This is a genomic window from Marinomonas sp. UCMA 3892, from assembly GCF_012726345.1.
In the GTDB taxonomy this organism is placed as follows: domain Bacteria; phylum Pseudomonadota; class Gammaproteobacteria; order Pseudomonadales; family Marinomonadaceae; genus Marinomonas.
Window position 1 is genome coordinate 446,307 of sequence record NZ_PTXN01000001.1, and the last position, 22,934, is coordinate 469,240.

The window sequence follows — 22,934 nt, forward strand, 5'->3', positions numbered from 1 at the left end:
GGCCGACCTACATGTGATTTGGTTATGTTGGGCTTTTGACGGCCTGAAGGCCAACCTACAGGTGGTTTGGTGTTGTTGGTTTTTTGATGGCCTGAAGGCCGGCCTACATGTGATTTGGTGATGTTGGGCTTTTGACGGCCTAAAGGCCGACCTACATGTGATTTGGTGTTGTTGGTTTTTTGACAGCCTAAAGGCCGACCTACAAGATGGGTTTTAAAATGTCAGATTACGCCTCGTACCTCGGCTCATCTGACCTACGGGGAAGTTTGTTTTTTAATGGATAGTTACATTACAAGATGTTTGGTTTTAGTACATATAGGTTGTACATGATGATTAAAAAGTTTGATTTCCTTTGGTCTCTTCCTCGTTTTTATAAACGTCTTATCAGCTTAGCGGTTGATTCTATTTTTGTTTATCTTGCTTTTGTTTTTGCTTACTGGGCGCGATTGGGTGAGTTCAGTGCCTTTAAAGGCCATTCTATTTGGCTTGTGGTGGCGGGTACTATCGCTGTTACTTTGTTAGTGAATATAAAGCTTGGTTTATATCGAGCTATTTTGCGTTATTTAACTTTTCATGCTTTTAGTGCGATTTTAGTTGGTGCGGCTATTTCTGCATTGAGTATTACGTCTTTTGCGTATTTCTTTGAGGCGAATATTCCACGTACTGTGCCAATTATTTATTTTCCGTTTTTGGTTATGTTGTGTGGTGGTTCTCGGGTTTTGATTCGTGGTTTATTGACGCAGGCGCCACAAAAAGGTTCTGAATCTGTATTGGTTTTTGGTGCTGGATCTACTGGTCGGCAGCTTACTTTGGCACTTCGTCAGGCTTCTAGTTATCGCGTGAAGGGTTTTATCGATCGTGATGAGTCTTTAGCCAATACCATTATTCAGGGTGTGCCTGTTTATAATGTCGATAAAGTTGGTGAGTTAATCGAAAAATACGACATTGAAAAGGTATTGTTAGCTATTCCTAAGGCGAGTCGTTCTGAACGGAAGCAAGTGATCGAGCAACTTATGCCTTATCCGGTGGAAGTGCTTACCGTACCAGATTTTAATGACATAGTGACAGGTAAGGCTAAGGTAAGTGAGTTACAAGATGTCGCTGTCGATGATTTACTTGGTCGGGATGTGGTAGAACCTGTTGCTTCGTTAATGCAGGCGAATATTTCTGGTAAAGTCGTCATGGTGACTGGGGCTGGCGGTTCGATAGGTTCGGAGTTATGTCGTCAGATTATAGCGCAGCAGCCTAGTACCTTGATTGTATTTGATGTGTCTGAATACGCTGTGTATCAGATCGATAAAGAGCTTAATGAGATTCTTGAGCAAGAGTCGTTTAATGTCAAAATTGTGCCTTTGATTGGCTCTGTACAGCGTATTAATCGCTTAGCTTCTACCATGAAGGCGTTTGGAGTTCATACGGTTTACCATGCGGCGGCTTATAAACATGTGCCATTGGTTGAATATAATGTGGTCGAAGGGGTGCGTAATAATGCCTTCGGAACTTATTACTCAGCTAAAGCGGCGATTGAAAGTGGTGTGGAATCCTTCGTATTAATCTCTACAGATAAAGCCGTTCGACCAACGAATGTGATGGGCGCAACAAAACGTATGGCGGAGCTGGGGCTGCAAGCCTTGGCCGAAGCTGAAGCGAAAAAAGCCGCTAAACAAGAAAAATTCACCCGTTTCTGTATGGTACGTTTTGGTAATGTGCTTGGTTCGTCTGGTTCGGTTATTCCTGTCTTTAAAAAGCAAATTCTTGAAAACCAGCCCATTACGGTGACACACCCAGATATTATTCGTTACTTTATGACCATTCCAGAAGCCGCTCAATTGGTTATACAAGCCGGCGCTATGGGCAAGGGTGGGGATGTGTTTGTATTGGATATGGGGGAGCCTGTTAAGATTGTTGATCTTGCCAAAAACCTAATTCGCTTGTCTGGTTTGGAAGTGAAGTCCGATGCTAACCCAAATGGCGATATTGAAATTCAATTTACCGGGCTGCGCCCTGGTGAGAAGCTTTTTGAAGAGCTATTGATTGGCGATAATGTAAAAGAAACTCAGCATAAACGTATTATGACCGCCAATGAGCGGTTTTTATCCTTACCTGATTTTGTTCAAACCATGGAGCAATTGGATAAAGCTTGCCATGATTTTGACCATGAAAAAGTGCGTGAGATCTTGATTACGGCTCCAACCGATTTTCAGCCAACCGATGGTATTGGCGATTTGGTGTGGAATGCGAAAAAAGCGTTAGATCAGCAAGTTGAAGATTCAAATGTTGTTCACTTGAAAGCAAGTGTTTTGTAGTTGCCCTTTTATAAATTGTATTTCATTCCGGAGAATGCTTTTCTTCAGGGAAGATTAAGTTTTTTCCTATTCTTCCCTGAAGAAAAGCATTTGTTGCTCAATATGTGATGAGGGGCTGAGTTCATAATTGAATTTGCTGTTTTATATTTGCTGTTTTATATTTGGGGGCTTATACCATTAGATAATTTTAAAGTTAATGTAGGACATGGGAAGAACTTTTCCGGATTTTTCTTAAGCGTTTTGAAGTATACTCAATACAGATGCCTAGGATATAATCTTTACTGTAAGCTCAAAAAAGCTAAGATCTATACAAAAAAAGTGACAAGATGCCTAAAATTGCTGAAATTCTAAGTTTCTCCTTTACTGAATCGAAATGGAAACACTTGATACATGAATATAATAGTTCAAGAGTAGAGCCTGTAACTTCGATAAACGGGAAAGAGTTTGATCATCAAGTTCGGAAGTTTTCTGCTATATTGCAGCGGTTGCCAGTTTATAATCAAAGAATTGTATTGCTACTTGATGCAGGTTTTAATTTTTTAAATACTTTTATTTCATGTCTCTATGCGGGAATTACAGTTATACCGTGTGCAATTCCTGTTAATGATAATGATAAAAAAAGATTGCAAAAAATTTTACAGGATAGTCAATGTTCAGCTTTAATTATTCAGCAGAAATATGAAGAGGAATTTAGACAAGTTTTTTGTCACCTTCATCTTTTTATTTATGAAGAACTCGTTTGTGCTGCTAATTTTTGCCAGCCAACAAAAAAGTATTGTGATTTTATAAATGGCATTGCTGTTATTCAATATTCTTCTGGTTCAACTCAATTTCCTAAAGGAGTTTTAGTCACTGAAAAAATGATTATTGCGAACCACAAGGAAGTTGCCGAGCGCTGGAATTTTCACGATCAAACTAAAATTTTGTCATGGCTACCTCACTATCATGATATGGGGTTATTTGGAAAAATTCTTTACCCCTTGATGTCTGGTTCATGGTTGATGCTATTATCTTCAAATGAATTTATTAAACGTCCATCCAGATGGTTAAAGTTGATATCAGAATATAGAGTAAATGTGAGCGGAGGGCCCCCCTTTGCTTATGAGCTATGTACAAAGTTTTGTTCAGACTCCCTTGCTCTGCAACTTGATTTAAGCTGCTGGAAAATTGCATTTTGTGGGGCAGATTATGTGCCAAAAAAGGTCGCTCAAATGTTTGTTGAAAAATTTACTCAGAGTCAGTTTAATCCAATATCTTTTTTTGCTTGTTATGGTCTTGCTGAAGTTGTTCTTTTCGCAGGTGGTGAACCTACAGCGGATCAAGGCTATTTAACCAACGATATCAATCTGGGTAGTGATTTATTACCCTGTTATCTTGGCGAACATCATCCTAATATTGCCATTTTTGATCCGCATACACATCACCCCGTAGAAGATGGCGAAGAAGGCTATATTTGTTTTAGTGGTGATAGTGTTGCCACTCAATATTGTACTTCGCAAATTGATACAATTTATTATGATAAAAAGTGGCTGATAACTGGTGATTTAGGCTTAATCAGCAATCATTATTTAACGGTGACGGGACGTATAAAGGATATTGTTAAGGTTAGAGGTAAAACCGTTCATCCTATTGATCTGGCTATTTTGGCGAATGAAAACTTTCCTGAATTAAATTTTCATGCATTCTTGATGCAACAAGAAAGCTCTGAAAATGAGCTTTCTTTTACTATAGAGTGTTGGAATAGGAAGTTACCGGAAAATCCAGTCATTGTTGAAGACAGTCTTCAAAGTCTTTTTTCTAAGAACTTTGGCTTATTTATTAAAAAGATAGAAATATTGCCAAGAAATACATTAGCACGAACTTCAAGTGGAAAAATTAGACGCTGGTCATAAAAGGGGGGGGGATGACATTTGATAACTGTATTAACTCACAGAGAGTAGCGCAAAAAGTATTGACATCAAATAAGATGTTTCCGCCTTCGATAAGAGAACATTTGCTGAAGTTACAGAAACAGGCCAATGTAGATTTCTCTAAACTTATTAACATTGTTGATGGTTTTATGAGTTTTATGTCAGGCGAGGAACATAAAGAAATAAAAGTTGCTCTGGCGCAACCTATGGGCAAAAAAAATTTACTCTCTTATGAGGAAACGATCCAAAAAACGGGGGCGGTACTTGTAGGTAAATTACAACAGCAGCGTGAAGGCAATATTAATTTAGTAAATGATATTGAGACTCCGTTGTTTTTAACAATTGTCAAAGAAATTTTTGGGTTTCAACCTGAAAATGATGAAGCCCTGTTAAAAGATATTAATATAGCTGTGTATATTATTGAGCCTATGCAATCTATAAAGATGTTATTGCAGATAGAAAGTGCTTTTGAAAGAATTATTGGCCAAATTTCGAAGCAAATTGTCTTGCCAGGGTCAACAGGGCTGATTAAAGATATTCACAGCGCACTGTTAAATACAAGAATTAGCGATAATTCAATTGAGAAAATCGCTATCGTTATAACTAATTTGCTAATTGCATCTAGAACAACAACGGAAACCTTATCAAATATTATAATTGCAAATAAGGATTTAAGTGCTAAAGAGTGTGAAAAATTTGCAGATGTCGATTGGGTGAAAGATAATCTTTCTGGCTTAGTACGTTTATGTGGATCAGCTGTTTATTTAACTAGAACTGCAAGTGAAGATGTATGCTTTGATGAAATTAAATTGCAGAAAAATGACAATTTATTGATCCATTTGCCTTCAGCTAATCGCGATGGTTCATACTATCAAAATTGCGATTATTCTCATCTAGACCAGTCACCAAAGCAGCGAAGCATTGCTTTTGGAGGTGGTATTCATCGTTGTCCCGGTGAGCAATTAGCGCTTATGACCTTAACTGTAGTATTACCGATTTTATATCAAAATTTTCCTAATATCGAAGTAGATATAAATAAAGTAGAGTATATGACAACTCGTTTGGCCATTCGTTTGATATCTGCCCCCGCAACTCTGAATCGAGTGAACAGCTAGGTCCATTTGAGAAAATACTTATGAAGCTTATTGAACGACAACCATCCAAGTTTCTTGAAAACTCAAGGATGCTAATAATTACTGATACAAGCGAAGCTGAAACAGTATTACGCAAAAAAACATATACGATACCCAATTTGTATCGATTTCTTGAAAATCTTGAAAATGCCTCAGGTGAATCATTAGAAATGACACGGTGTTTTGTTAATGTTGCCCCCTTTTTTTTAGAAAATGAACGGCATCAACTCATTCGTAAATTAGCCCTTGAATTTTTCCATCACAAAAATCTTGCAAACTGGGAGGCGTTTATTTCTTACCAAATTAATGATCTGGTAAGTGCAATTCCAAAGGGGCAAAAAATTGATCTTGTCCAAGTTATCGCTTACCCACTGTTTGATCGTATTGGCAGGCCTCTTTTAGGTGTTTATCCTAATGACTATAAAGCTTTTGATCGTCGTGCAACAGTTCTTCAAAAGCTGGTCGAGCCAATGCAATCAATCCGTAAGCTGAAACTATTTGAAGAAGATGTTAAATTGTTAGTGAGTATGTTACGTGAAGCATCAAACAAGAAAAAGCCAGAGGTGATATATAACTGCGCACTTCCAGATGCATCATTTTTAGAAAAATTATTAGATAGACGCCCATTGGATGAAACATCTTGTTATGCTTTATCAATAGCAATGTTCGCCGCGTTGGCGCCATTAGTTCAAACCACAGTAAATATGTTGGCACTTATTATATCGAATTTAAATGGTAAGCCTTTTATTAAACAAGACTTTCTTGATGATTTAGATTATTTTATTCATTTATCAACTGCCCCTAAATATATTCACAGAATTGCGAATGAAAATAATTATATTGGAGATAAATATATTAAAGAAGGTACAACTATACTAATTGATATTCAAAAAGCCTTTGATGTTGACACCAAGAAAAATAGTCGATTATCAAAACACTTCTCTTTTGGTGTTGGTACACATTTTTGTATTGGCGCCCAAATATCGAAAAAAATATTAAAAGAACTAATTCCCATTTTTTTCGAAAATTTTCCAAATACAACGATTGTGTCGTATGAGATAGATGTTGATAACAGTATAGCTTATGCGTATAAAAAATTTATTGTTAGTCAAAATTAAGAGTACAATTACTATGAAATTTAATTCTAGAGTTACGCTAAATGATATTGTTGATTTTATCCTAAATAAAGTTTCTCTGCATACAAAAGTACCGAGAGATACTCTTAATGCGGATACTTTACTGGCAAATGTTGGTGTTGATTCTTTAATAGCTGTTCTAATATGTGGCTATCTCGAGGACGAGTATAATTTAGAAATCGAACCTTTTATCATGTTTGAATATAAAACCGCAGATGAGGTCGCTAATGTAATTTTTAAAAGAGTGGCGTCCGAGTGAGCTTATATCATGTAGGTTTATCAACAACGGGTCATGATCCAGCGGTTGCAATTGCAAACGCAGAAGGAAAAATTATTTTCGCTGAAGCAACTGAACGATTCTTACAAGATAAGCGCGCCTGGGGAGCCGTGCCTGATCAACTAAATCATTTAAAGCCCATCTTTCAGAAAATTATTGAAGATGATGCTGATGCAGAATTCCAGATAGCCACAACGTGGAGTCAATCTAAAGGTGAGCTCCCTATTGAATACAGTGATTGTTTTATTCAACGCTCGGTAATAGATTGGATGAAGAGCCTTCATCAGCAACAACAGGTATTTGCTGGAAATAATCTGAAGTATATTTCTGCGCAAAGGGTTAGGCAAAACATATTTCGATTTGACCACCACTTATGCCACGCCACAAATGCGGCTTACTCGGCTCCGTTTAGTGAAGCTGCATGCTTGGTACTAGATGGTGAAGGAGAGGTTGGGGCCGCGGCTTTGTATTATTGGAAAGATGGTGATCTAAAACGTAATTGGCGCTCGTGGGGCCCTGGAAGTGTCGGTGCTTTTTATGCTTGGCTTACGGAATTATGCGGCTTTAGTTCAATAGCTGGAGAAGAATGGAAAGTAATGGGCTTAGCCGCTTATGGTATTGTGAACTCAACCTGGTATGATCGGCTAACGTCAGTTCTAAAGATAGAGAGTGGTAGAATACTCTGGGCTGATAGAGAGAAATTAAACGATATTATTCAATACTTTGAGTCTAATGTCTCTTTTAGAGGGAAACCGTATGCTGAATCAGCAGAACTAGCAGCAACAGCTCAAGCAGCGTATGCATTTTATGTTAAGAAAATTCTCCTGGATATTTATCTTCAAATTGGAAGTGAAAATCTTATTTTATGTGGTGGTTGCGCATTAAACTCTGCCTTTAATGGTACCATATTAAGTGAAACATCATTTAAGGCGGTTCATGTGCCTTTCGCCCCAGCAGACGATGGAAATGCGATTGGTGCAGCTATTCTTTCTTGGAAAAAAACTGAGTTTGAAAATGGGAAACAAGTCTCTTTACCTTTTAATCAAAGCTCACCTTATTTAGGATCGGTACCGGAAAAGATAAATATTAAAAAATTGTCGGATTACGCTTTTCCATATACGGTTGCCAAGTGTGAATCAGATGGGGTAAAAGAAGTTGCATCATTACTCGCAGAAGGAAAAATTATAGGTGTAATGAGAGGTGCTGCTGAATTCGGGCCTAGAGCATTGGGAAATCGCTCAATACTAGCAGATCCGCGCTCTCCTGATATGAAAAATAGAATTAATGCAATTGTAAAAGGCAGAGAAGCATATAGACCATTTGCTCCTATAATCTCAGTAGAAAAAGCTCCAGAGTGGTTTGAGAATGCTCAGTCTTCTCCTTATATGTCTTTTACTCTAAAATGGAAAACAGACAAACTTTCACTAGTACCAGCGGTCGTGCATCAAGACCATACAGGGCGTCTTCAAACACTGACGGAACATACAACCCCTTGGTTAAAGGCTTTGGTTGATGCCTTCGAAGAATTAACTCATGTCCCAATATTATTGAACACTAGTTTTAATGTAATGGGTAAACCCATTGTGCATACTATAAATGATGCCTTAGCTGTGCTCTCGACAACTGGTTTAGATGCTGTATTAATCGATAATATTCTTATTAAAGGGCTGCGATAAAAATGTTAGCTTTTTCATTCAGCTTATATTATTTTTACCTATTCCCACTAAGTTTAGTTGTATTCTACACTTTAAGATCTATTAATAATAAACTTGCCTTGCCATTTTTGGCGTTACTCTCTAGCGTTTTTTTATTTCTAGTAGATTGGGAGTCATTTTTACTACTTACTGCGCTTGTTTTAATGAATTTTATCTTTGTTCAGTCAGATAATCGTTCAAAGCTACTTCAAACACTATTTATCTCACTAAACTTGTTGCCACTGATGCTTTTTAAAACAGGTATTGTTGCCTTAGACAGCCAATCATCTTTTTCTGTGGGGTTTAACGTTCTGCTTCCATTCGGTTTGGCATTTTATACACTTCAGCAAATTTCAGCAATAATCGATACTAACAAGCCTGATGTAAAAAAAATGTCTTTATGGCAATATATATTTTTCTCCTTCTGTTTTATCACTCTTCCATCGGGGCCGATACTAACATACAGACAAGCAATAAATGAATACAAGCAATTTAATCATAGAAAAATTCGGTACAATGAGATTGCCTTAGGAATAAGTTTGATTATTTTTGGTTTAGCTAAGTTTTGTTTTATTGCACTACCCATAAATCAATACACAGAGCTTTTTTTTCTCAGTTTAGAGCAAAAATTATTTACTCTCACGTTTACTGAGAGCTTGTATGTTATGATAGGCAGTATACTCAAACTGTATTTTTCATTTTCTGCATACTCTGACATGGCGATAGGGATGGGATTTTGTTTTGGGCTTAAACTTCCTGTTAATTTTGATTCGCCATTAAAAGCCTCGTCCCCCGGTAGTTATATGAATTCATGGCATATGAGTTTTATGGCCTTTATTAGGATGTATGTATTCTTGCCTTTATTTTTGTTGACTAAGAATGTTCCAATAAAGTCGGTCCAAACTCGCTATACAACAGCGTGGGCTATAGCAGTCTTTTTTTCATTTTTTTTGACGGCAGTTTGGCATTCGCCAAGTGATAGTATGATTATTCAAGGTGTTGTTGTTGCATTGCTTTTGGTATCAATCGAACTGTTAAAAAAAACAAGTGCTACTGAGCCTAGGCAATTTATAACGAGGTTTTCACAGGCGTTATCTAGATTGATAACTCTGGTCTGTGTATTTATAACAGGTTTGTTTTTCTTTGTTCCTTCTTCTGGCGTTGCTATACAGATTTTGATAAATATTGTTGCACCAGAAAAGATTAGCGTTACCTCACTATTATGTCCTTTTATAGAAGAGTTTCATTTGTCGCTATTTGACTGTTCAAGTTTTTTTCCCTCACTTGATAGCGCTCAGCAAGCGAGTGCTTTCTTAGGTCCTTCTTGGGCCATACTGCATATGGCTTTTGTGGTCTTTATTGTTTTTTTTATGCCCAATTCTATGCATATATTTAACGTGTCTCGAAGTGTTCATTTGTCATTATTTAACATAACCTGGAAGAGAACATTGTTTTTTGCTTTTATAATGGCACTAATATTTGTTTTCTCAGTAAGTATGCTGAGTAATGTGCAAGGGTTTGTTTATGGTTAGTGGTAAACTATATTTAAAGGTGGTTGCATTTTTTATAATTTTATTTTTTTTTGTTATTGCTATCGTTAATTATATTGTTGACCCTTATTGGCAATTTGATTTTGCTTCCTCAAATACAATTACTGGAGTGAATGATCAAATATCGGAATATTATTTAATGGGGCATGTATATCCTGATTTAATGCTAGATCGGCAGAAAAAAATCATACAAAATAGTTTAGCTAATATAGTGATAATAGGAACATCACGCAGTTTAAAAGGATTAAATACTTGCGATAACTATAATATTCAGAAAGTGGGTTTTTCTGGAATATCTCAGCGATTTTCTATGCAGCTATTTGAAAAAACGATTAGCTCTAATAGTAAAAAATATGTTTTTTTTGAGCTTGGTAGTTTGCTTAATGATAAAGAGCTACCTTCGGAAAAATTAACTGCCCTTGAGGCATTGTTTTCAATTAGGATATTTTTCAATAGCTTATCTAATTTTTATGAAAGTTATACTAATCAGAAGAAATATCCATTTTGTAATATTAGTACTGTCCAATTGAGAAAATGGAGTAAAGAGAGGGTTGAAAAGCAAAGAACTCTTTATCAAAACTCTTTATCGTCAATTGAACCAATTATGGAAAGAATTGCCCAACAATGTGAGGGCTCTCTAAGAGATGAAAATAACCCGTTAAATATTATATTATATATCGATCCTGTTAACCCCAATTTGATGAGTTATGATAAATTGTTAACTATGAAAAAGACCTTAGAGAAAATTATTGTTAATCATGATTTTGGTGGTGGGTGCTCTTTAAAGGTAGAGATTTTTCAGGAGAGTAAAGAAATAAGTCAGGAAACAAACTGGTATGATATTAATCATTATAATCCGCTTATTGGGGATTATTTTTTGAAAGAAATGCTAAGAAATAATGTGATTCTTAGATCTAAATAAAAGCTTAGGGAGGATATTATGGAAAATAATTATGGCTTATATTTCTATCTATTTTAAATTTTAGCATTTAGTTTACGGGGCTGCGTCTTGGCTAGAAGCTTTTTGAAGAGTTATTGATTGGCGATAATGTAAAAGAAACTCAGCATAAACGTATTATGACCGCCAATGAGCGGTTTTTATCCTTACCTGATTTTGTTCAAACCATGGAGCAATTGGATAAAGCTTGCCATGATTTTGACCATGAAAAAGTGCGTGAGATCTTGATTACGGCTCCAACCGATTTTCAGCCAACCGATGGTATTGGCGATTTGGTGTGGAATGCGAAAAAGGCGTTAGATCAGCAAGTTGAAGATTCAAATGTTGTTCACTTGAAAGAGCATGTGTCGTAGCGTTTTTCGTCGGCCGATTTGTTTTTTTGTAGGGCTTTAGCGCGTTAAGGTTTTGGTTTGGTGTGATTAGGTTTTTGACGGCCTAAAGGCCGACCTACATGTGATTGGTTTTTTGTAGGCATTATTAGTGAAGCGTGATGTGCCTATGTAGCGGTCCATCCTCAACCGTCAGATCACGCCTCGTACCTCGGCTAATCAGACCTACAGGTGAGGTAGGTGTTCGTGGTGCCAGAGTATGGCGGGTGTTGGGCAGTGTGCAATGGGGAAGTAGCCGATGTTGCTGCGGATGCGTTGCGTAACGCTTTGGTGCCAGTGGGGTGATAGTGTATGGTTGGGTTGGTCGTTTTCCAGTACACAGCAGTGCCGCGGCGCGAGGGTTAGTTTGCGCCACGGGTGCAAGCGACGTTGTTGGTAGTGTATTTTGCCTAGGTGCTTGGGTTCTATGGTGAGCAGTGGCTGCCAATGGGGCGGCTGTGTTTTGGCTAAGCGTGTTGCGTGATAGCAGTTTTGTTTGGTTTGTTGTTCTATCCAGTTTATTAGGACTCGCAAGGCGATGTCTCCTATGCCATCTTTGCGGTATCCGCCGCCAATATCCGAATGTACTCCTGCTAGCCATATTTCCAGTGCGCGTCCATCTTGGTTGATTAATGTTGGGCGAAAGGCGAGGCGTTGCTCGTCTAGTGCGACTAGGTGTAGTGCTCGATGAACGCCTTCAGGTAGTGTGTTTCCATGTTCAAATACGACTTCTGTTTGTGGGCGTTTTGTTAAATCTAGGTTTGGCCAGCCAATAGAGGCTACGGTGTCGATGACCGCTTCTATAATGATAGGGCGATCAATAAGTGGAGTAATCAGTGCGGCAAAGCGTCTGGCTAATGCGGCACCTCGACTGAAGTCAATTAAGACAATGTGGCGAATCGATTTGTTGTAATGATTTTTAAAGTCGTTTATCGCACGATTTAAGATATTGGCTACATGGCCAGATTCGATGGCAAAGGCGGCGTTTATTTTTTGCTCTAGCCAGCTGCCATAGGCTCCAATACCTGCGTAGTAAAAGCTGCGATATGGTAAACATGTGGGCGTGATGTCTATCTGGTTTTTAACGCGGCCGCCTAATAATAAATGGGATTTTAGTACGTTGGTGATGCTGGAAATGCTGTGTTCTGGTGCGCAGGCGTCGTTTGGGCTATTGTCTGTGCCATCGAAGTGAAAAAATAACATCGACATACATGTCTCCTTGTGGTGTTGAAAGTCATCTTCCTGATGACCGAATTGATCATAGCATGGTTTGTGTTTTTGTTTTGGTAGATCGTGTTTTAGCGCGTCAAGGGTTTTGGTTTGGTGTGATTAGGTTTTTGACGGCCTGAAGTCCGATCTACATGTGATCTGGTGTTGCTAGGGTTTTGACGGCCTGAAGGCCGACCTACATGTGATTGGTTTTAATGGATTTTTTTGGGAGTGTTGGATGTTTGTTTTGGTAACGGGCGGTGCAGGTTATATTGGCTCGCATACTTGTGTCGAGTTGATTAAGGCGGGTTTTGAGCCGATTATTATTGATAATCTCTCGAATAGTAAAGAGGTCGTTTTAGATCGCATTGAGACGATTGCCGGTAAGCGTCCAGTGTTTATGAAAGGCGATATTCGCGATTCAAACTTTTTAAATAGTGTTTTCGAGAAATATACTTTTGCTGCGGTTATTCATTTTGCCGGTCTGAAAGCGGTTGGCGAGTCTGTTCAAAAGCCTTTTTTGTATTATGAAAATAATGTTGCCGGAACCTTGAGCCTTATCAAGGCTATGGAGTTGGCTGGACTGCGGAATTTAATTTTTAGTTCGTCTGCGACTGTCTATGGTATGCCTGAATCTGTGCCTATTCGTGAAGATTTCCCTACTTCAACGCAAAACCCTTATGGGGCAAGCAAGTTGATGGTAGAAGGGATGTTGACTGATTTGGCTAAGGCCAATAGCGAATGGAATATTGCTACTTTACGTTACTTTAATCCGATAGGTGCTCACGAGTCTGGTCTGATTGGCGAGGATCCAAAAGGTATTCCAAATAATTTATTGCCCTTTATCAGTCAAGTAGCTGTGGGTAAATTGGCTTGTTTGAGTGTGTTTGGTGATGATTATGATACGCCAGACGGGACGGGGGTTCGTGATTATATTCATGTGGTGGATTTGGCTCGCGGCCATGTCTGTGCCTTGGAAAAGGTGCTGGCTCAGTCTGGTCATTTTGTTGTGAACCTAGGCACTGGCAATGGATACTCTGTACTTGAAATGGTTAAAGCGTTTGAAGCGGTCTCTAATAAATCTATTAGCTATAAGATTGTGGATCGTCGTCCTGGCGATATCGCGACTTGTTATGCGGATCCTGAGTTTGCTAAGGCTTTTCTTGGTTGGCAGGCAGAGTTTGACTTGGCGCGTATGTGCGAGGATTCTTGGCGCTGGCAATCGAATAACCCAAATGGGTTTGATTTGTAGGAATAGGGCAAAAGGGTTAGATTCCTTTCGGTTGGTTTTTGTGGGTCGTGCTTTAGCGTGTCAAGGTTTTGGTTTGGTGTGATTAGGCTTTTGACGGCCTAAAGGCCGACCTACACGTGATTGGATGTTATTAGGCTTTTGACGGCCTGAAGGCCGACCTTGTGTTTTGTTTAAAAAAAAGGGGCCGATATGCGTTTGACTAAATACCAGCAAGAGACAATTAAGCATGTGCTATTGAAGCATTTTGGCGAAGGGTCTGATTTGCTGCTTTTTGGCTCAAGGGCTGATGATAGTGCGCGTGGTGGGGATATTGATCTGTATATTGAGCCTGATTTGCATGAGGCCGATGACATTGTTGAGGCTAAATTGAATGCTTTGGTTGAACTTCATTTGCTACTTGGTGAGCAGAAAATTGATTTGGTAGTCAATCGTAAGTCTGGAAGGTTTTTGCCTATCTATAAAATCGCTAAAGAGAGTGGCATTCGTTTATGAATAAGGATGTATTTCAGGGGATCGTTGACATTTGCCAAACACATGCAGAACGTTTGCATTGGTCTATGCAGCACTTGGCAGATAAACAACCCTACACTGCAGCTAGTTTGTATGAACTTACGGAAATTGAACTTGCGGTATTTGATCAGTTTATTGTCCGGTTTTCAAAATTGCAGGATGTGATGGGGTAAAGTTGTTCCCTGCTGTGATTGAGTTGACATATGAAGAAGGTGAGCTTACTACATTTATTGATAAATTAAATCGGCTTGAAAAAATAGGAGCCTTGGGTTCTGTTGAACAGTGGCTGAAGTTACGGGAAATGCGTAACCAATTTGCCCATGATTACCCCGATGATCCTGAAATACAATCGGCGTTATTGAATAAAGCGTTCGGTATGGCTGGTCAGTTGTTGCAATGCCTAGATCACGTGGTTTGTTTTGCGGCTAAGTATCAATAGATATGTGTGTTTCTTCCGTGTTGTTAGTTTTTTTGTAGATACCATCTCTCCTAATCTGCCTCAAGTTTTTATTTAACTAACTTGAGGCAGATATTCTGTTTGATTCTTAACAACACCAAAACATATTTGTGACAACTTTCTCATCGCTGCACCTAGCGCCTGCATTTTTGTTTTGCCTTGTTTTAGTAATCTCGTTTTCTGCGCTTTTATATCGGTATTATGTTGCCCAGCTACGATTGCGGCCATATACAATTTTGCTCTGATATAACCGTAAGCGTGTGGTAAACCACACATAGATCGTGTTGCTTTACTTTAGTAAATGATTGTTATAACTTTATTATCAGACAGAGGGCAATGGATTTGTCCACGCCTCCAGGACGGAGGCTCTGTCACTTTTCAGGAAGATTCAAGGCTGCATGGATGCAGCGGGAAGACTCACCCTTTATTCTCAAACTTAAGTCAGCTTGATATTCCACGGCAATAAATCGTCTACGTCATCGTTTTCCTTTCTTCTCGGCAGCTCTTCAAACAATCTTACTAAGTAATCATACGGGATAAGCCCATTGGCTTTGGCCGTTTCTATGATGCTATAAAGCGTGGCGCTGGACCGTGCTCCATTGCCCGTATTTGAGAACAGCCAGTTTTTGCGTCCAATCACGAAGGGTTTGATGGCGCGTTCCGCTCGGTTGTTATCGATGTTGACGTGATAGTCTGTCAAGTAAACTGTCAGTTTGTCCCATTGATTGAGATTGTATTGGATGGCTTTACCCAATAAAGATTTCGGTGGCACCTGTTGAGCTGACTTTTCAAGCCAGGCTTTGTAGTTCGCTAGTGCTTCGGGCGCTTGCTCCTGACGGATTTTAAATGCGCCTTCTACATTGTCGGCCTGTTGGGCCAGCGTTTCGATGGCGTACAGTTTTTTGATGTGGTTGATCGCCATCGTTGCTTTTCCTGACTTGCCTTTCGGCATGCCTTTTTCCGCCTCAATAAATTTGCGACGTGCATGGGCCCAGCAACCAGCCAACGTGGCTTGGGTGGATTCATACGCTTGATAACCATCTACATTAAGATAACCGTCGTAGCCTTGTAAAAAATCGATGGCACATTGCCCACTTCGAGTCGGCTGGTAATCGTATAAGACAATATTCGGGATCAGGTTCTGTTTGCTTGGGGCATCTTTGCCTGTGCAATACACCCACATGTAACATTTTGAACGAGCTTCTTTGATCACATTCAGGGTGGTTTCATCGGCTTGGATAACGGACTGTTTCCGTAATACTTGATGTAGCCGTTCATAAAGAGGCTCTAAGGCATCAGCACATTTTTTCATCCAATCTGACATGGTTCGTCGGCTCAACTCAATACCGTATTGTTTGAATAAGGTTTCTTGTCGATAGAGTGGTAAGCTGTATTGGAATTTACCCGTGATAATCTGACTCAGCAGACTTGGGGTCGCGATGCCTTTGGGGATAATGCTCGGTGGTATAGCTGCTTGCTTAATCGCATTCTGAGTGCCTGTTTTTTCACACTCACGGCACGCGTATTTAGGGCGAACGGTTTCGATCACTTTAAGCTGAGCTGGGATTTTTCAGAACGGTCTTCGCCTATGCAATGAAGTGCACCTTGGCAACATGAGCAGACTTTGTCTGACTCAGCGATATCCAGTACAACCGTTTCGCGTGGTAAATCCTTTGGCAGGGGCTGACGCTTGGGTTTCTGACGAGTGTAGGAGACGGTCTGTGTTTCAGTCTCTGTGTCGATGACATCAGATTCGGCCGCTATTTCATCAAACAACTCACCTTGCCCAGGTGAGATTTCCGAGCTTTTGCCAAACTGCTTTTGCTGCGCCAAACGCCACTGCTCTAAAATGAACGTGTATTTAGATTGCCACTGCGCAAGCTGCGAGTCTTTTTCACTCAGAAGGCTGTCTTTTTTACCCAATAGTAAAGCTTGCTCAAGCAATAGTGCTTTAAGCGCTTCAATGTCATTGGGTAAGTCTTCTGGAAGTATGTTCATAGGTTGGATTATACCAACCTAATGGGCTATGCGTCATGATATCGGTAAGTTAAATGCGGATGTGCCCCCTGGGAGTGAAGGGGTAGACCGTCCAACAACCAATTCAGTTGTCGATGAGATATGTGCAGCGATAAATGCTCATCCTCAATGCCTGGCCATTGGAAACGCCCTTTTTCCAATCGTTTGTAATGCAACCAAAAACCATTATTAGACCATTGCAATATTTTAATCTTGTCACGTGCTCGCCCACAAAAGACAAAAATGTGCTCACTACAAGGTTCTTTTTCAAGATCGTAGGCGACAATATTGCAAAGCCCATCAATGGCCTTACGCATATCGGTTGGTCCACAAATGAGAGTAACGTTAAGCTGGGAAGACGCGGTAAACATGAGTCTGTTGCTCTGATTTAAAAGACAACAGACTTTAAGGTGTTTGAAGATAATTAAAATGTGTGGTTTGCCGGACGCTTACATATAACCTGGCCCTTCCTTACTCAAGGTTGTTTTTCCTGTCCGTTTGCCAGATTCGTTGTGCTTGGGGATCAAGCCTAAATAAGAAGCTAGCTGTTTCGCGCTCTTAAACCGCTTACACGCCAGTAAACAAACCATTATTCGGGATGTTACTTCACCAACACCATTTATACTTTCAAGTAATTGGCGGTTCTTCTTCAATTGAGGATGCCTGTTAATATGCTCATCGATTTCATTTTTGAGTTTATCAATTTCAGCCTTTAACACTGCTATCATATCTTTGAGAGATTGAGTGACCCGAGCGGATGCGCCTGAAAAACCTGCCGCTTCATAACGGTTTTTTTCACGCTGTAAATCTTGCTCTAACGCTTCAAGTCTACGCACCATTGCCTTTAGCTCTCTTGCTTCTATAGGCTCTGGCTGCCAGCTTGAAAGTGAATGTTGTTGGTCATGACCATAGCGAGCCAGCATTGTGGCGTCTGATTTATCAGTCTTATGAACTAGCCCTAATGAGTTTGCATATTGTTTTGCTTTTCCTGGGTTTACATGTAAAAGAGTAAATCCTTGTTCATATAAAAAATACATCAAAGGTTCGCTATAAATACCAGTAGGCTCTGTCGTAATAACAATATTCTGAGCTTCTAACCCTGTATTCTTTAGCACCCAATCAACTAATTCTTGATAGCCTTGTATTGTGTTCTTTAAGACCTTGGTTTTCTGCTTATTTTTGACTACGTCGCGTAACCAGCTAACATCTAACTTTTCTTTACCTACATCAATGCCAATAAAAGCCTTCATCTCTATCTACTCCCCTTGTACATGCAGCATCACCCTTACTTGGGGTGTTAGGATACCATTCAGTTTAATGGAGGTTAGGAAATCAGGGCTCAATCTACAAAACAGCATTTTTGTGCTAAGGTCGCGCACGAGCTCACCGATTTCCCGATGCGATAAGTGCTAGCTAAACACCCATCAAGAAGAGATACAAGGTCGTGCTTTAGCGCGTCAAGGTTTTGATTTGGAGTGATTAGGCTTTTGACGGCCGATTCATTTTTTGTAGGTCGTGCTTTAGCGCGTCAAGGATTTTGGTTTGGTGTGATTAGGCTTTTGACGGCCTAAAGGCCGACCTACATGTGATCGGGTGTTGTTGGTTTTTTGACGGCCTGAAGGCCGATCTACATGTGATTGGGTGTTGCTAGGTTTTTTGCTTCTTTATTTGTCCTTCATTAATCCATTCTTATATTTCTTACCTCTTACTTTTGTTAGACTAGGCAGATTATTTTTGTCATATACGAAGGATCTGTTTTGAAAATTATTCCTGTTATTTTATCTGGTGGTGTTGGCAGTCGTCTTTGGCCATTATCACGTGAGCATTTTCCTAAGCAATGTTTGCCTCTGACGGATAAAGAATACAGTCTTCTTCAGCAAACCATGTTGCGTACTTTATCTTTAGAAGTGGCAGATCCTATTGTGGTTTGTAATGAAGACCATCGTTTTTTGATCGCGCAACAGTTGCAATCTATTGGTGTTAAAAAATCCAGTATTGTTTTAGAGCCTAAAGGCCGTAACACGGCGCCGGCAATTGCTTTGGCGGCGCTGGAAGCATTGCGAAGCCAATCTGGCGATGTACTTATGTTGGTTTTGCCTGCCGATCATGTCATCCGTGATATTGCTGCTTTTGAAACGACGATTAAGCAAGCGGTTGAATTGGCTAAGCAGGATGCTTTAGTGACCTTCGGTGTGCAGCCAACTCGTCCCGAAACTGGTTACGGTTATATTCGTTCCGGTGATAATTTCTCTGTAGTTGAATTTGTTGAAAAGCCTAACCTTGCAAAAGCTCAGGCTTATTTGGATTCCGGTGAATATTTATGGAATAGCGGAATGTTTTTGTTCCGTGCCAAGGCTTTTTTAGATGAGTTAGCGGCTCATCGAGATGATATTTTTCAAGCAGTAAATCTTGCCTATCAGCAGCGTACTGAAGATTTGGATTTTGTGCGTATTGATGCTGAATTGTTTTCACAATGCCCTGAGGAGTCCATTGATTTTGCTGTGATGGAGCCAACCAAAAAAGCGAAAGTTGTGCCTTATGCCGGGGACTGGAGTGACATTGGTGCTTGGGATGCTTTATATGATTATGCAGATAAAGACGCTGACAACAATGTGCTATTGGGTGATGTAATGGCTGAAGGCTCTACTAATTGCCTTATCCGTTCTGAGTCACGTTTAGTCGCTGCGGTGGGGGTGAGTGATCTTGTTATTGTCGAAACGGCAGATGCTGTTTTGGTGATGGACAAAAACAATGCTCAAGACGTGAAGAAGATTGTTAAACGCATTAAAGCCGAAGGTCGTGAAGAGCACATGTATCACACGACGGTGCATCGCCCTTGGGGAACGTATCAAACGGTAGATCTTGGTGGTCGCCATCAGGTGAAACGTATCATGGTCAAACCAGGTGAGAAGTTAAGCGTGCAAATGCACCATCACCGTGCCGAGCATTGGGTGGTTGTGTCTGGTACAGCGAAGGTTCAAAACGGTGATCGTGAAATTCTGCTAACCGAAAATGAATCTACTTACATTCCTGTGGGTGTTGTTCATGCATTAGAAAACCCCGGCAAAATTCCTTTAGAACTAGTAGAAGTACAGTCTGGTAGCTATTTAGGTGAAGACGATATCGTACGCTTTAGTGATCGCTATGGCCGTTAAAATAATAGCCGTTAAGAAAATGATCTTAAGCAAGGATTGATAAAATGAGTACTAGTGTTGTACAGGTAAAACAACTTAGCGATGAATTGGGTGTTGCCTTTGGTACCAGCGGTGTACGTGGTTTGGTGAAGGATTTAACGCCGACGCTTTGTTTTGCTTTTGTTCGTTCCTTCCTGCAAACAGTTTGTCCTTCTGCATCTAGCGTAGCTATTGGTATGGACCTACGTCCGAGTAGCTCTGATATTGCTAAAGCTTGTTTGCTGGCCGCTGAATCTTTTGGCGCGAAAGTCGAGTTTTGTGGTGCTTTGCCAACGCCTGCTTTGGCGTTTTATGCCATGCAAAATAACATGCCGGCGGTGATGATCACGGGCAGTCATATTCCTTTTGATCGCAACGGTATTAAGTTTTATCGTCCAGACGGTGAGATTAGCAAAGCTGACGAAGCCTCTATCATGAATGGCTTAGTTGAAGTACCTGAATTCGTTTCAGATCAAGCAGCACAGTTGGCGTTGCCTGTCATTGATCATTCTGCTGTTGAGCTTTTCAAACAGCGTTATACCTCGCTTTTTCCGTCGAACATGCTGCAAGGCAAACGTGTTGGTGTGTACGAGCATTCCAGTGTGGCGCGAGATGTGATTAAAGAGTTATTGGCTCATTTCGGTGCTGAGGTTATTTCGTTAGAACGTACTGAGACTTTTGTACCGATTGATACAGAGGCGGTATCAGAAGAAGATGTGCAGAAAGGCTTGAACTGGTCTAAAGAATATAAGCTGGATGCCATTATATCCACAGACGGTGATGGTGATCGTCCGCTTATTGCTAATGAAAAAGGTGAGTGGTTACGCGGTGATATTTTAGGCGTGCTCTGCGCTGATTATTTACAAGCAACCCATGTGGCAGCCCCCGTAAATGTGAATACTGTTCTTGAGTTGAGAGGTACATTGCAAAGCCCTGAGCGGATCTCGCTGAGAACTAGAATTGGCTCGCCTTATGTCATCGCAGGTATGGAAGATCTGCTGCAACAATCACCAGATGCCAGAGTTGTTGGTTATGAAGCCAATGGCGGTTTTTTGGTTGGCGCTGATTTTGTTGTTAATAATCAAGTATTACACGCTTTACCAACGCGAGATTCAGTATTACCTGCTTTAATTGTACTAGCAATGTCCTATGAGCAAGCTCTCCCAATTAGCCAATTAACGGCTAACTATCCAGGCCGTTATACCGCTAGTGATCGAATTAAAGACATTCCAACAGACGTCAGTAGACAGCTTATAGCCGATATTAAAACAAGCAAGGCTAAACAAACTGAGCTGCTATCAGCAATAGCGCAAGAAAGTGAAGTGCTAGAGGTTGTATCAATTGATGAAACTGATGGACTTCGAATGACGCTCAATAGTGGGGATATTGTTCACTTACGGCCGTCTGGTAATGCACCTGAATTGAGGTGTTATGTTGAATCTAAGATTTTGCGTACTGCTAAGCGAAGTGTCAGTGAGATATTAGGTAAAGTATTTGAAGTGAGTAACGTCTAAATGACTGTATCTTTACCTTTTAAAATATCTATTTATATACTGAGAGATGGTTTTGCTAAAAAATAAAATTATAAGCCTGCTTAGTAATAAGGGGTTTCAGCGCTATGCGGCAAACAGTTCATGGTTAATGCTTGAGCGAATGGTACGTCTTTGTACGGCTTTGATTATAGGTGTATGGCTTGCTCGCTATTTAGGACCAGAAAGGTTTGGGTTGTTGAGTTATGCTCAAAGCTTTGTTGGTATTTTTGCTTGTATTGCAAGTCTTGGTCTTGATGGGATCTTAATTCGAGAATTGGTTAAAGATGAAACTAAAAGGGATGAGCTTATAGGGACTGCTTTTGGGCTTAAAGTTATTGCCAGTATAATTGTGATTGGAATGATTTTTTTAATAAGCTCAAGCGTGAATGGTTTTGATGAAAATATACTGATATTAATCATAGCATGCACATCTTTTTTTCCTGCTTTTGAAGTTGCTGACTGCTATTTTCAGAGTAAGAGTTTAGTAAAATATACGGTTTTTTCTCGTTTTATTAGTGTATTCATTATTTCAATTTTAAAGATTGTTTTTATTTTAAATGAAGCCTCTCTCGAATCTTTTGCTATTTTGGTTGTCTTTGAAAGTTTTATTTTTTCAATAGGGTTGAGTTACTATTATTTTAAAGATCGTATTTATGCTTTAGGTGGAGAAGCAAAAAGAAAAATATTTCTTTTTTCAAAGAAAACGGCCATTAATCTTTTAAATGATAGCTGGCCACTTATTTTAGCTGGTGCTGCCTCAGCAATTAATATGCGGGCAGATCAAATAATTTTAGGTAATTTTCTTAGCAAGGATGTTTTAGGTAATTATTCGGCTGCTGTTAAAATTGCTGAGGTATGGCTAATGATTCCAACTGTTTTGGGTATTTCGATATACCCAGCTCTTATTTTGGCAAAGGAAAATAGTGAGGAATATTATAAGAAAAGGGTCATTCAGATAGTTAAAATTATGTCTCTATTTGCTCTTCCTGTTGCGATATTAATATCAATTTCATCCAATTATATTATTAACATCTTGTACGGGGATGAATTTACTACCGCTGGGAAATATTTGGCTTTATATATATGGACTGGAGTCCCTTATTTGATTTTCTTTGTTACTAATCAAGTGATGTTGATTGAAAATATAACTAAGTTAAGTTTTTATGTGGCACTATTTTCAGTATGCCTGAATTTAATTTTGAACTTTATTTTCATTCCTAGATATGGCGGTGTTGGTGCTATAATGACAACTTTTTTTGCGTCTTATCTCTCTGTATTGCTATCTATTTATTTGATTAATAAAAAAACCAAATTTATAACGCTAAGAATTTGAGTTAAATGAGCTTGAGCCCTTAAGCCGGTTTTTAAACTTGGTATGTTTTTATAGGGTTGTCAATTTTGGATGGATTTGAGTGTTAGGTTATATTAATAAAGCTGCTCAAAGTGAATTTAT

Annotated in this window: 19 protein-coding genes and 2 pseudogenes; 16 read left to right on the forward strand and 5 right to left on the reverse strand. The window is 39.5% G+C overall.

All coding sequences use genetic code 11. The annotated features are described in order from the left end of the window. Positions 1-326: 326 nt before the first annotated feature. The 9 genes from B6N13_RS02160 to B6N13_RS02200 all read left to right on the forward strand — a co-directional run bounded on the left by B6N13_RS02160 (position 327) and on the right by B6N13_RS02200 (position 11,317). Positions 327-2,306, forward strand: coding sequence for a nucleoside-diphosphate sugar epimerase/dehydratase (locus B6N13_RS02160; RefSeq protein WP_211172731.1), 1,980 nt, complete (start codon positions 327-329; stop codon positions 2,304-2,306). Between the two features lie 326 nt (positions 2,307-2,632). Continuing rightward, positions 2,633-4,198 (forward strand): AMP-binding protein, encoded by a 1,566-nt coding sequence (locus B6N13_RS02165; RefSeq protein ID WP_169458318.1) that lies wholly within the window; start codon positions 2,633-2,635, stop codon positions 4,196-4,198. A gap of 11 nt (positions 4,199-4,209) precedes the next feature. Beyond that, positions 4,210-5,331 (forward strand): cytochrome P450, encoded by a 1,122-nt coding sequence (locus B6N13_RS02170; protein WP_169458319.1) that lies wholly within the window; start codon positions 4,210-4,212, stop codon positions 5,329-5,331. A 20-nt stretch (positions 5,332-5,351) separates the two neighbouring features. After that, on the forward strand, positions 5,352-6,467 hold the full coding sequence (locus tag B6N13_RS02175; protein ID WP_169458320.1) for a cytochrome P450: 1,116 nt from the start codon (positions 5,352-5,354) through the stop codon (positions 6,465-6,467). Positions 6,468-6,480: 13 nt separating this feature from the next. Beyond that, complete coding sequence (locus B6N13_RS02180) at positions 6,481-6,744, forward strand: acyl carrier protein (RefSeq protein ID WP_169458321.1); 264 nt, start codon at positions 6,481-6,483, stop codon at positions 6,742-6,744. Continuing rightward, positions 6,741-8,438: a carbamoyltransferase C-terminal domain-containing protein gene (locus B6N13_RS23645; protein ID WP_169458322.1), complete on the forward strand. Its 1,698-nt coding sequence runs from the start codon at positions 6,741-6,743 to the stop codon at positions 8,436-8,438. The genes B6N13_RS02180 and B6N13_RS23645 overlap by 4 nt, the downstream gene beginning before the upstream one ends. 2 nt (positions 8,439-8,440) lie before the next feature. Beyond that, complete coding sequence (locus B6N13_RS02190; RefSeq protein ID WP_169458323.1) at positions 8,441-9,988, forward strand: hypothetical protein; 1,548 nt, start codon at positions 8,441-8,443, stop codon at positions 9,986-9,988. Further along, positions 9,981-10,928 carry a hypothetical protein gene (locus tag B6N13_RS02195; RefSeq protein ID WP_169458324.1) on the forward strand — a complete coding sequence of 316 codons (948 nt, stop codon included), beginning with the start codon at positions 9,981-9,983 and terminating at the stop codon, positions 10,926-10,928. Before B6N13_RS02190 ends, B6N13_RS02195 begins: the two co-directional genes overlap by 8 nt. A gap of 113 nt (positions 10,929-11,041) precedes the next feature. Beyond that, positions 11,042-11,317, forward strand: a complete 276-nt coding sequence (locus tag B6N13_RS02200; RefSeq protein ID WP_211172732.1) for a hypothetical protein — start codon at positions 11,042-11,044, stop codon at positions 11,315-11,317. 201 nt (positions 11,318-11,518) lie between these two features. On the opposite strand, the gene B6N13_RS02205 is transcribed toward B6N13_RS02200, so the two are convergent. After that, complete coding sequence (locus B6N13_RS02205; protein ID WP_169458325.1) at positions 11,519-12,541, reverse strand: DUF2235 domain-containing protein; 1,023 nt, start codon at positions 12,539-12,541, stop codon at positions 11,519-11,521. A 238-nt stretch (positions 12,542-12,779) separates the two neighbouring features. On the opposite strand from B6N13_RS02205, the gene galE reads away from it, so the two are divergent. The 4 genes from galE to B6N13_RS23160 all read left to right on the forward strand — a co-directional run bounded on the left by galE (position 12,780) and on the right by B6N13_RS23160 (position 14,742). Continuing rightward, positions 12,780-13,793, forward strand: coding sequence for a UDP-glucose 4-epimerase GalE (gene galE / locus B6N13_RS02210; protein ID WP_169458326.1), 1,014 nt, complete (start codon positions 12,780-12,782; stop codon positions 13,791-13,793). Between the two features lie 189 nt (positions 13,794-13,982). Next, positions 13,983-14,285: a nucleotidyltransferase domain-containing protein gene (locus tag B6N13_RS02215; protein ID WP_011978643.1), complete on the forward strand. Its 303-nt coding sequence runs from the start codon at positions 13,983-13,985 to the stop codon at positions 14,283-14,285. Further along, complete coding sequence (locus tag B6N13_RS23155) at positions 14,282-14,476, forward strand: hypothetical protein (RefSeq protein ID WP_211172733.1); 195 nt, start codon at positions 14,282-14,284, stop codon at positions 14,474-14,476. Before B6N13_RS02215 ends, B6N13_RS23155 begins: the two co-directional genes overlap by 4 nt. A 14-nt stretch (positions 14,477-14,490) precedes the next feature. Beyond that, positions 14,491-14,742: a hypothetical protein gene (locus B6N13_RS23160; RefSeq protein ID WP_211172734.1), complete on the forward strand. Its 252-nt coding sequence runs from the start codon at positions 14,491-14,493 to the stop codon at positions 14,740-14,742. 72 nt (positions 14,743-14,814) lie between these two features. Here B6N13_RS23160 and B6N13_RS02225 read toward each other — a convergent pair. The 4 genes and pseudogenes from B6N13_RS02225 to B6N13_RS02240 all read right to left on the reverse strand — a co-directional run. After that, positions 14,815-15,006 (reverse strand): annotated as a pseudogene (locus B6N13_RS02225) (IS110 family transposase); the annotation flags it as partial. A gap of 190 nt (positions 15,007-15,196) precedes the next feature. Further along, a pseudogene (locus B6N13_RS02230) lies at positions 15,197-16,758 on the reverse strand (IS66 family transposase). A 26-nt stretch (positions 16,759-16,784) separates the two neighbouring features. After that, positions 16,785-17,147, reverse strand: coding sequence for an IS66 family insertion sequence element accessory protein TnpB (tnpB, locus tag B6N13_RS02235; RefSeq protein WP_072842474.1), 363 nt, complete (start codon positions 17,145-17,147; stop codon positions 16,785-16,787). A gap of 78 nt (positions 17,148-17,225) precedes the next feature. Further along, on the reverse strand, positions 17,226-18,026 hold the full coding sequence (locus B6N13_RS02240) for an IS110 family transposase (protein ID WP_248280195.1): 801 nt from the start codon (positions 18,024-18,026) through the stop codon (positions 17,226-17,228). Positions 18,027-18,533: 507 nt separating this feature from the next. On the opposite strand from B6N13_RS02240, the gene B6N13_RS02245 reads away from it, so the two are divergent. Genes B6N13_RS02245 through B6N13_RS02255 form a run of 3 tightly spaced genes read left to right on the forward strand, consistent with a single transcriptional unit; the run spans position 18,534 to position 22,814 of the window. Further along, complete coding sequence (locus B6N13_RS02245; protein WP_169458327.1) at positions 18,534-19,931, forward strand: mannose-1-phosphate guanylyltransferase/mannose-6-phosphate isomerase; 1,398 nt, start codon at positions 18,534-18,536, stop codon at positions 19,929-19,931. Positions 19,932-19,975: 44 nt separating this feature from the next. After that, positions 19,976-21,463, forward strand: coding sequence for a phosphomannomutase (locus tag B6N13_RS02250; RefSeq protein WP_169458328.1), 1,488 nt, complete (start codon positions 19,976-19,978; stop codon positions 21,461-21,463). Between the two features lie 52 nt (positions 21,464-21,515). Continuing rightward, on the forward strand, positions 21,516-22,814 hold the full coding sequence (locus tag B6N13_RS02255) for a flippase (RefSeq protein ID WP_169458329.1): 1,299 nt from the start codon (positions 21,516-21,518) through the stop codon (positions 22,812-22,814). Positions 22,815-22,934 lie beyond the last annotated feature (120 nt).

Coding starts and splice junctions, on each gene's coding strand:
- B6N13_RS02170 (WP_169458319.1), top strand. CDS start 4,210: ATGACATTTGATAACTGTATTAACTCACAGAGAGTAGCGCAAAAAGTA.
- B6N13_RS02190 (WP_169458323.1), top strand. CDS start 8,441: ATGTTAGCTTTTTCATTCAGCTTATATTATTTTTACCTATTCCCACTA.
- B6N13_RS02240 (WP_248280195.1), bottom strand. CDS start 18,026: ATGAAGGCTTTTATTGGCATTGATGTAGGTAAAGAAAAGTTAGATGTT.
- B6N13_RS23155 (WP_211172733.1), top strand. CDS start 14,282: ATGAATAAGGATGTATTTCAGGGGATCGTTGACATTTGCCAAACACAT.
- B6N13_RS02160 (WP_211172731.1), top strand. CDS start 327: ATGATGATTAAAAAGTTTGATTTCCTTTGGTCTCTTCCTCGTTTTTAT.
- B6N13_RS02180 (WP_169458321.1), top strand. CDS start 6,481: ATGAAATTTAATTCTAGAGTTACGCTAAATGATATTGTTGATTTTATC.
- B6N13_RS02250 (WP_169458328.1), top strand. CDS start 19,976: ATGAGTACTAGTGTTGTACAGGTAAAACAACTTAGCGATGAATTGGGT.
- B6N13_RS02175 (WP_169458320.1), top strand. CDS start 5,352: ATGAAGCTTATTGAACGACAACCATCCAAGTTTCTTGAAAACTCAAGG.
- B6N13_RS02215 (WP_011978643.1), top strand. CDS start 13,983: ATGCGTTTGACTAAATACCAGCAAGAGACAATTAAGCATGTGCTATTG.
- B6N13_RS02205 (WP_169458325.1), bottom strand. CDS start 12,541: ATGTCGATGTTATTTTTTCACTTCGATGGCACAGACAATAGCCCAAAC.
- galE (WP_169458326.1), top strand. CDS start 12,780: ATGTTTGTTTTGGTAACGGGCGGTGCAGGTTATATTGGCTCGCATACT.
- tnpB (WP_072842474.1), bottom strand. CDS start 17,147: ATGTTTACCGCGTCTTCCCAGCTTAACGTTACTCTCATTTGTGGACCA.
- B6N13_RS02195 (WP_169458324.1), top strand. CDS start 9,981: ATGGTTAGTGGTAAACTATATTTAAAGGTGGTTGCATTTTTTATAATT.
- B6N13_RS02165 (WP_169458318.1), top strand. CDS start 2,633: ATGCCTAAAATTGCTGAAATTCTAAGTTTCTCCTTTACTGAATCGAAA.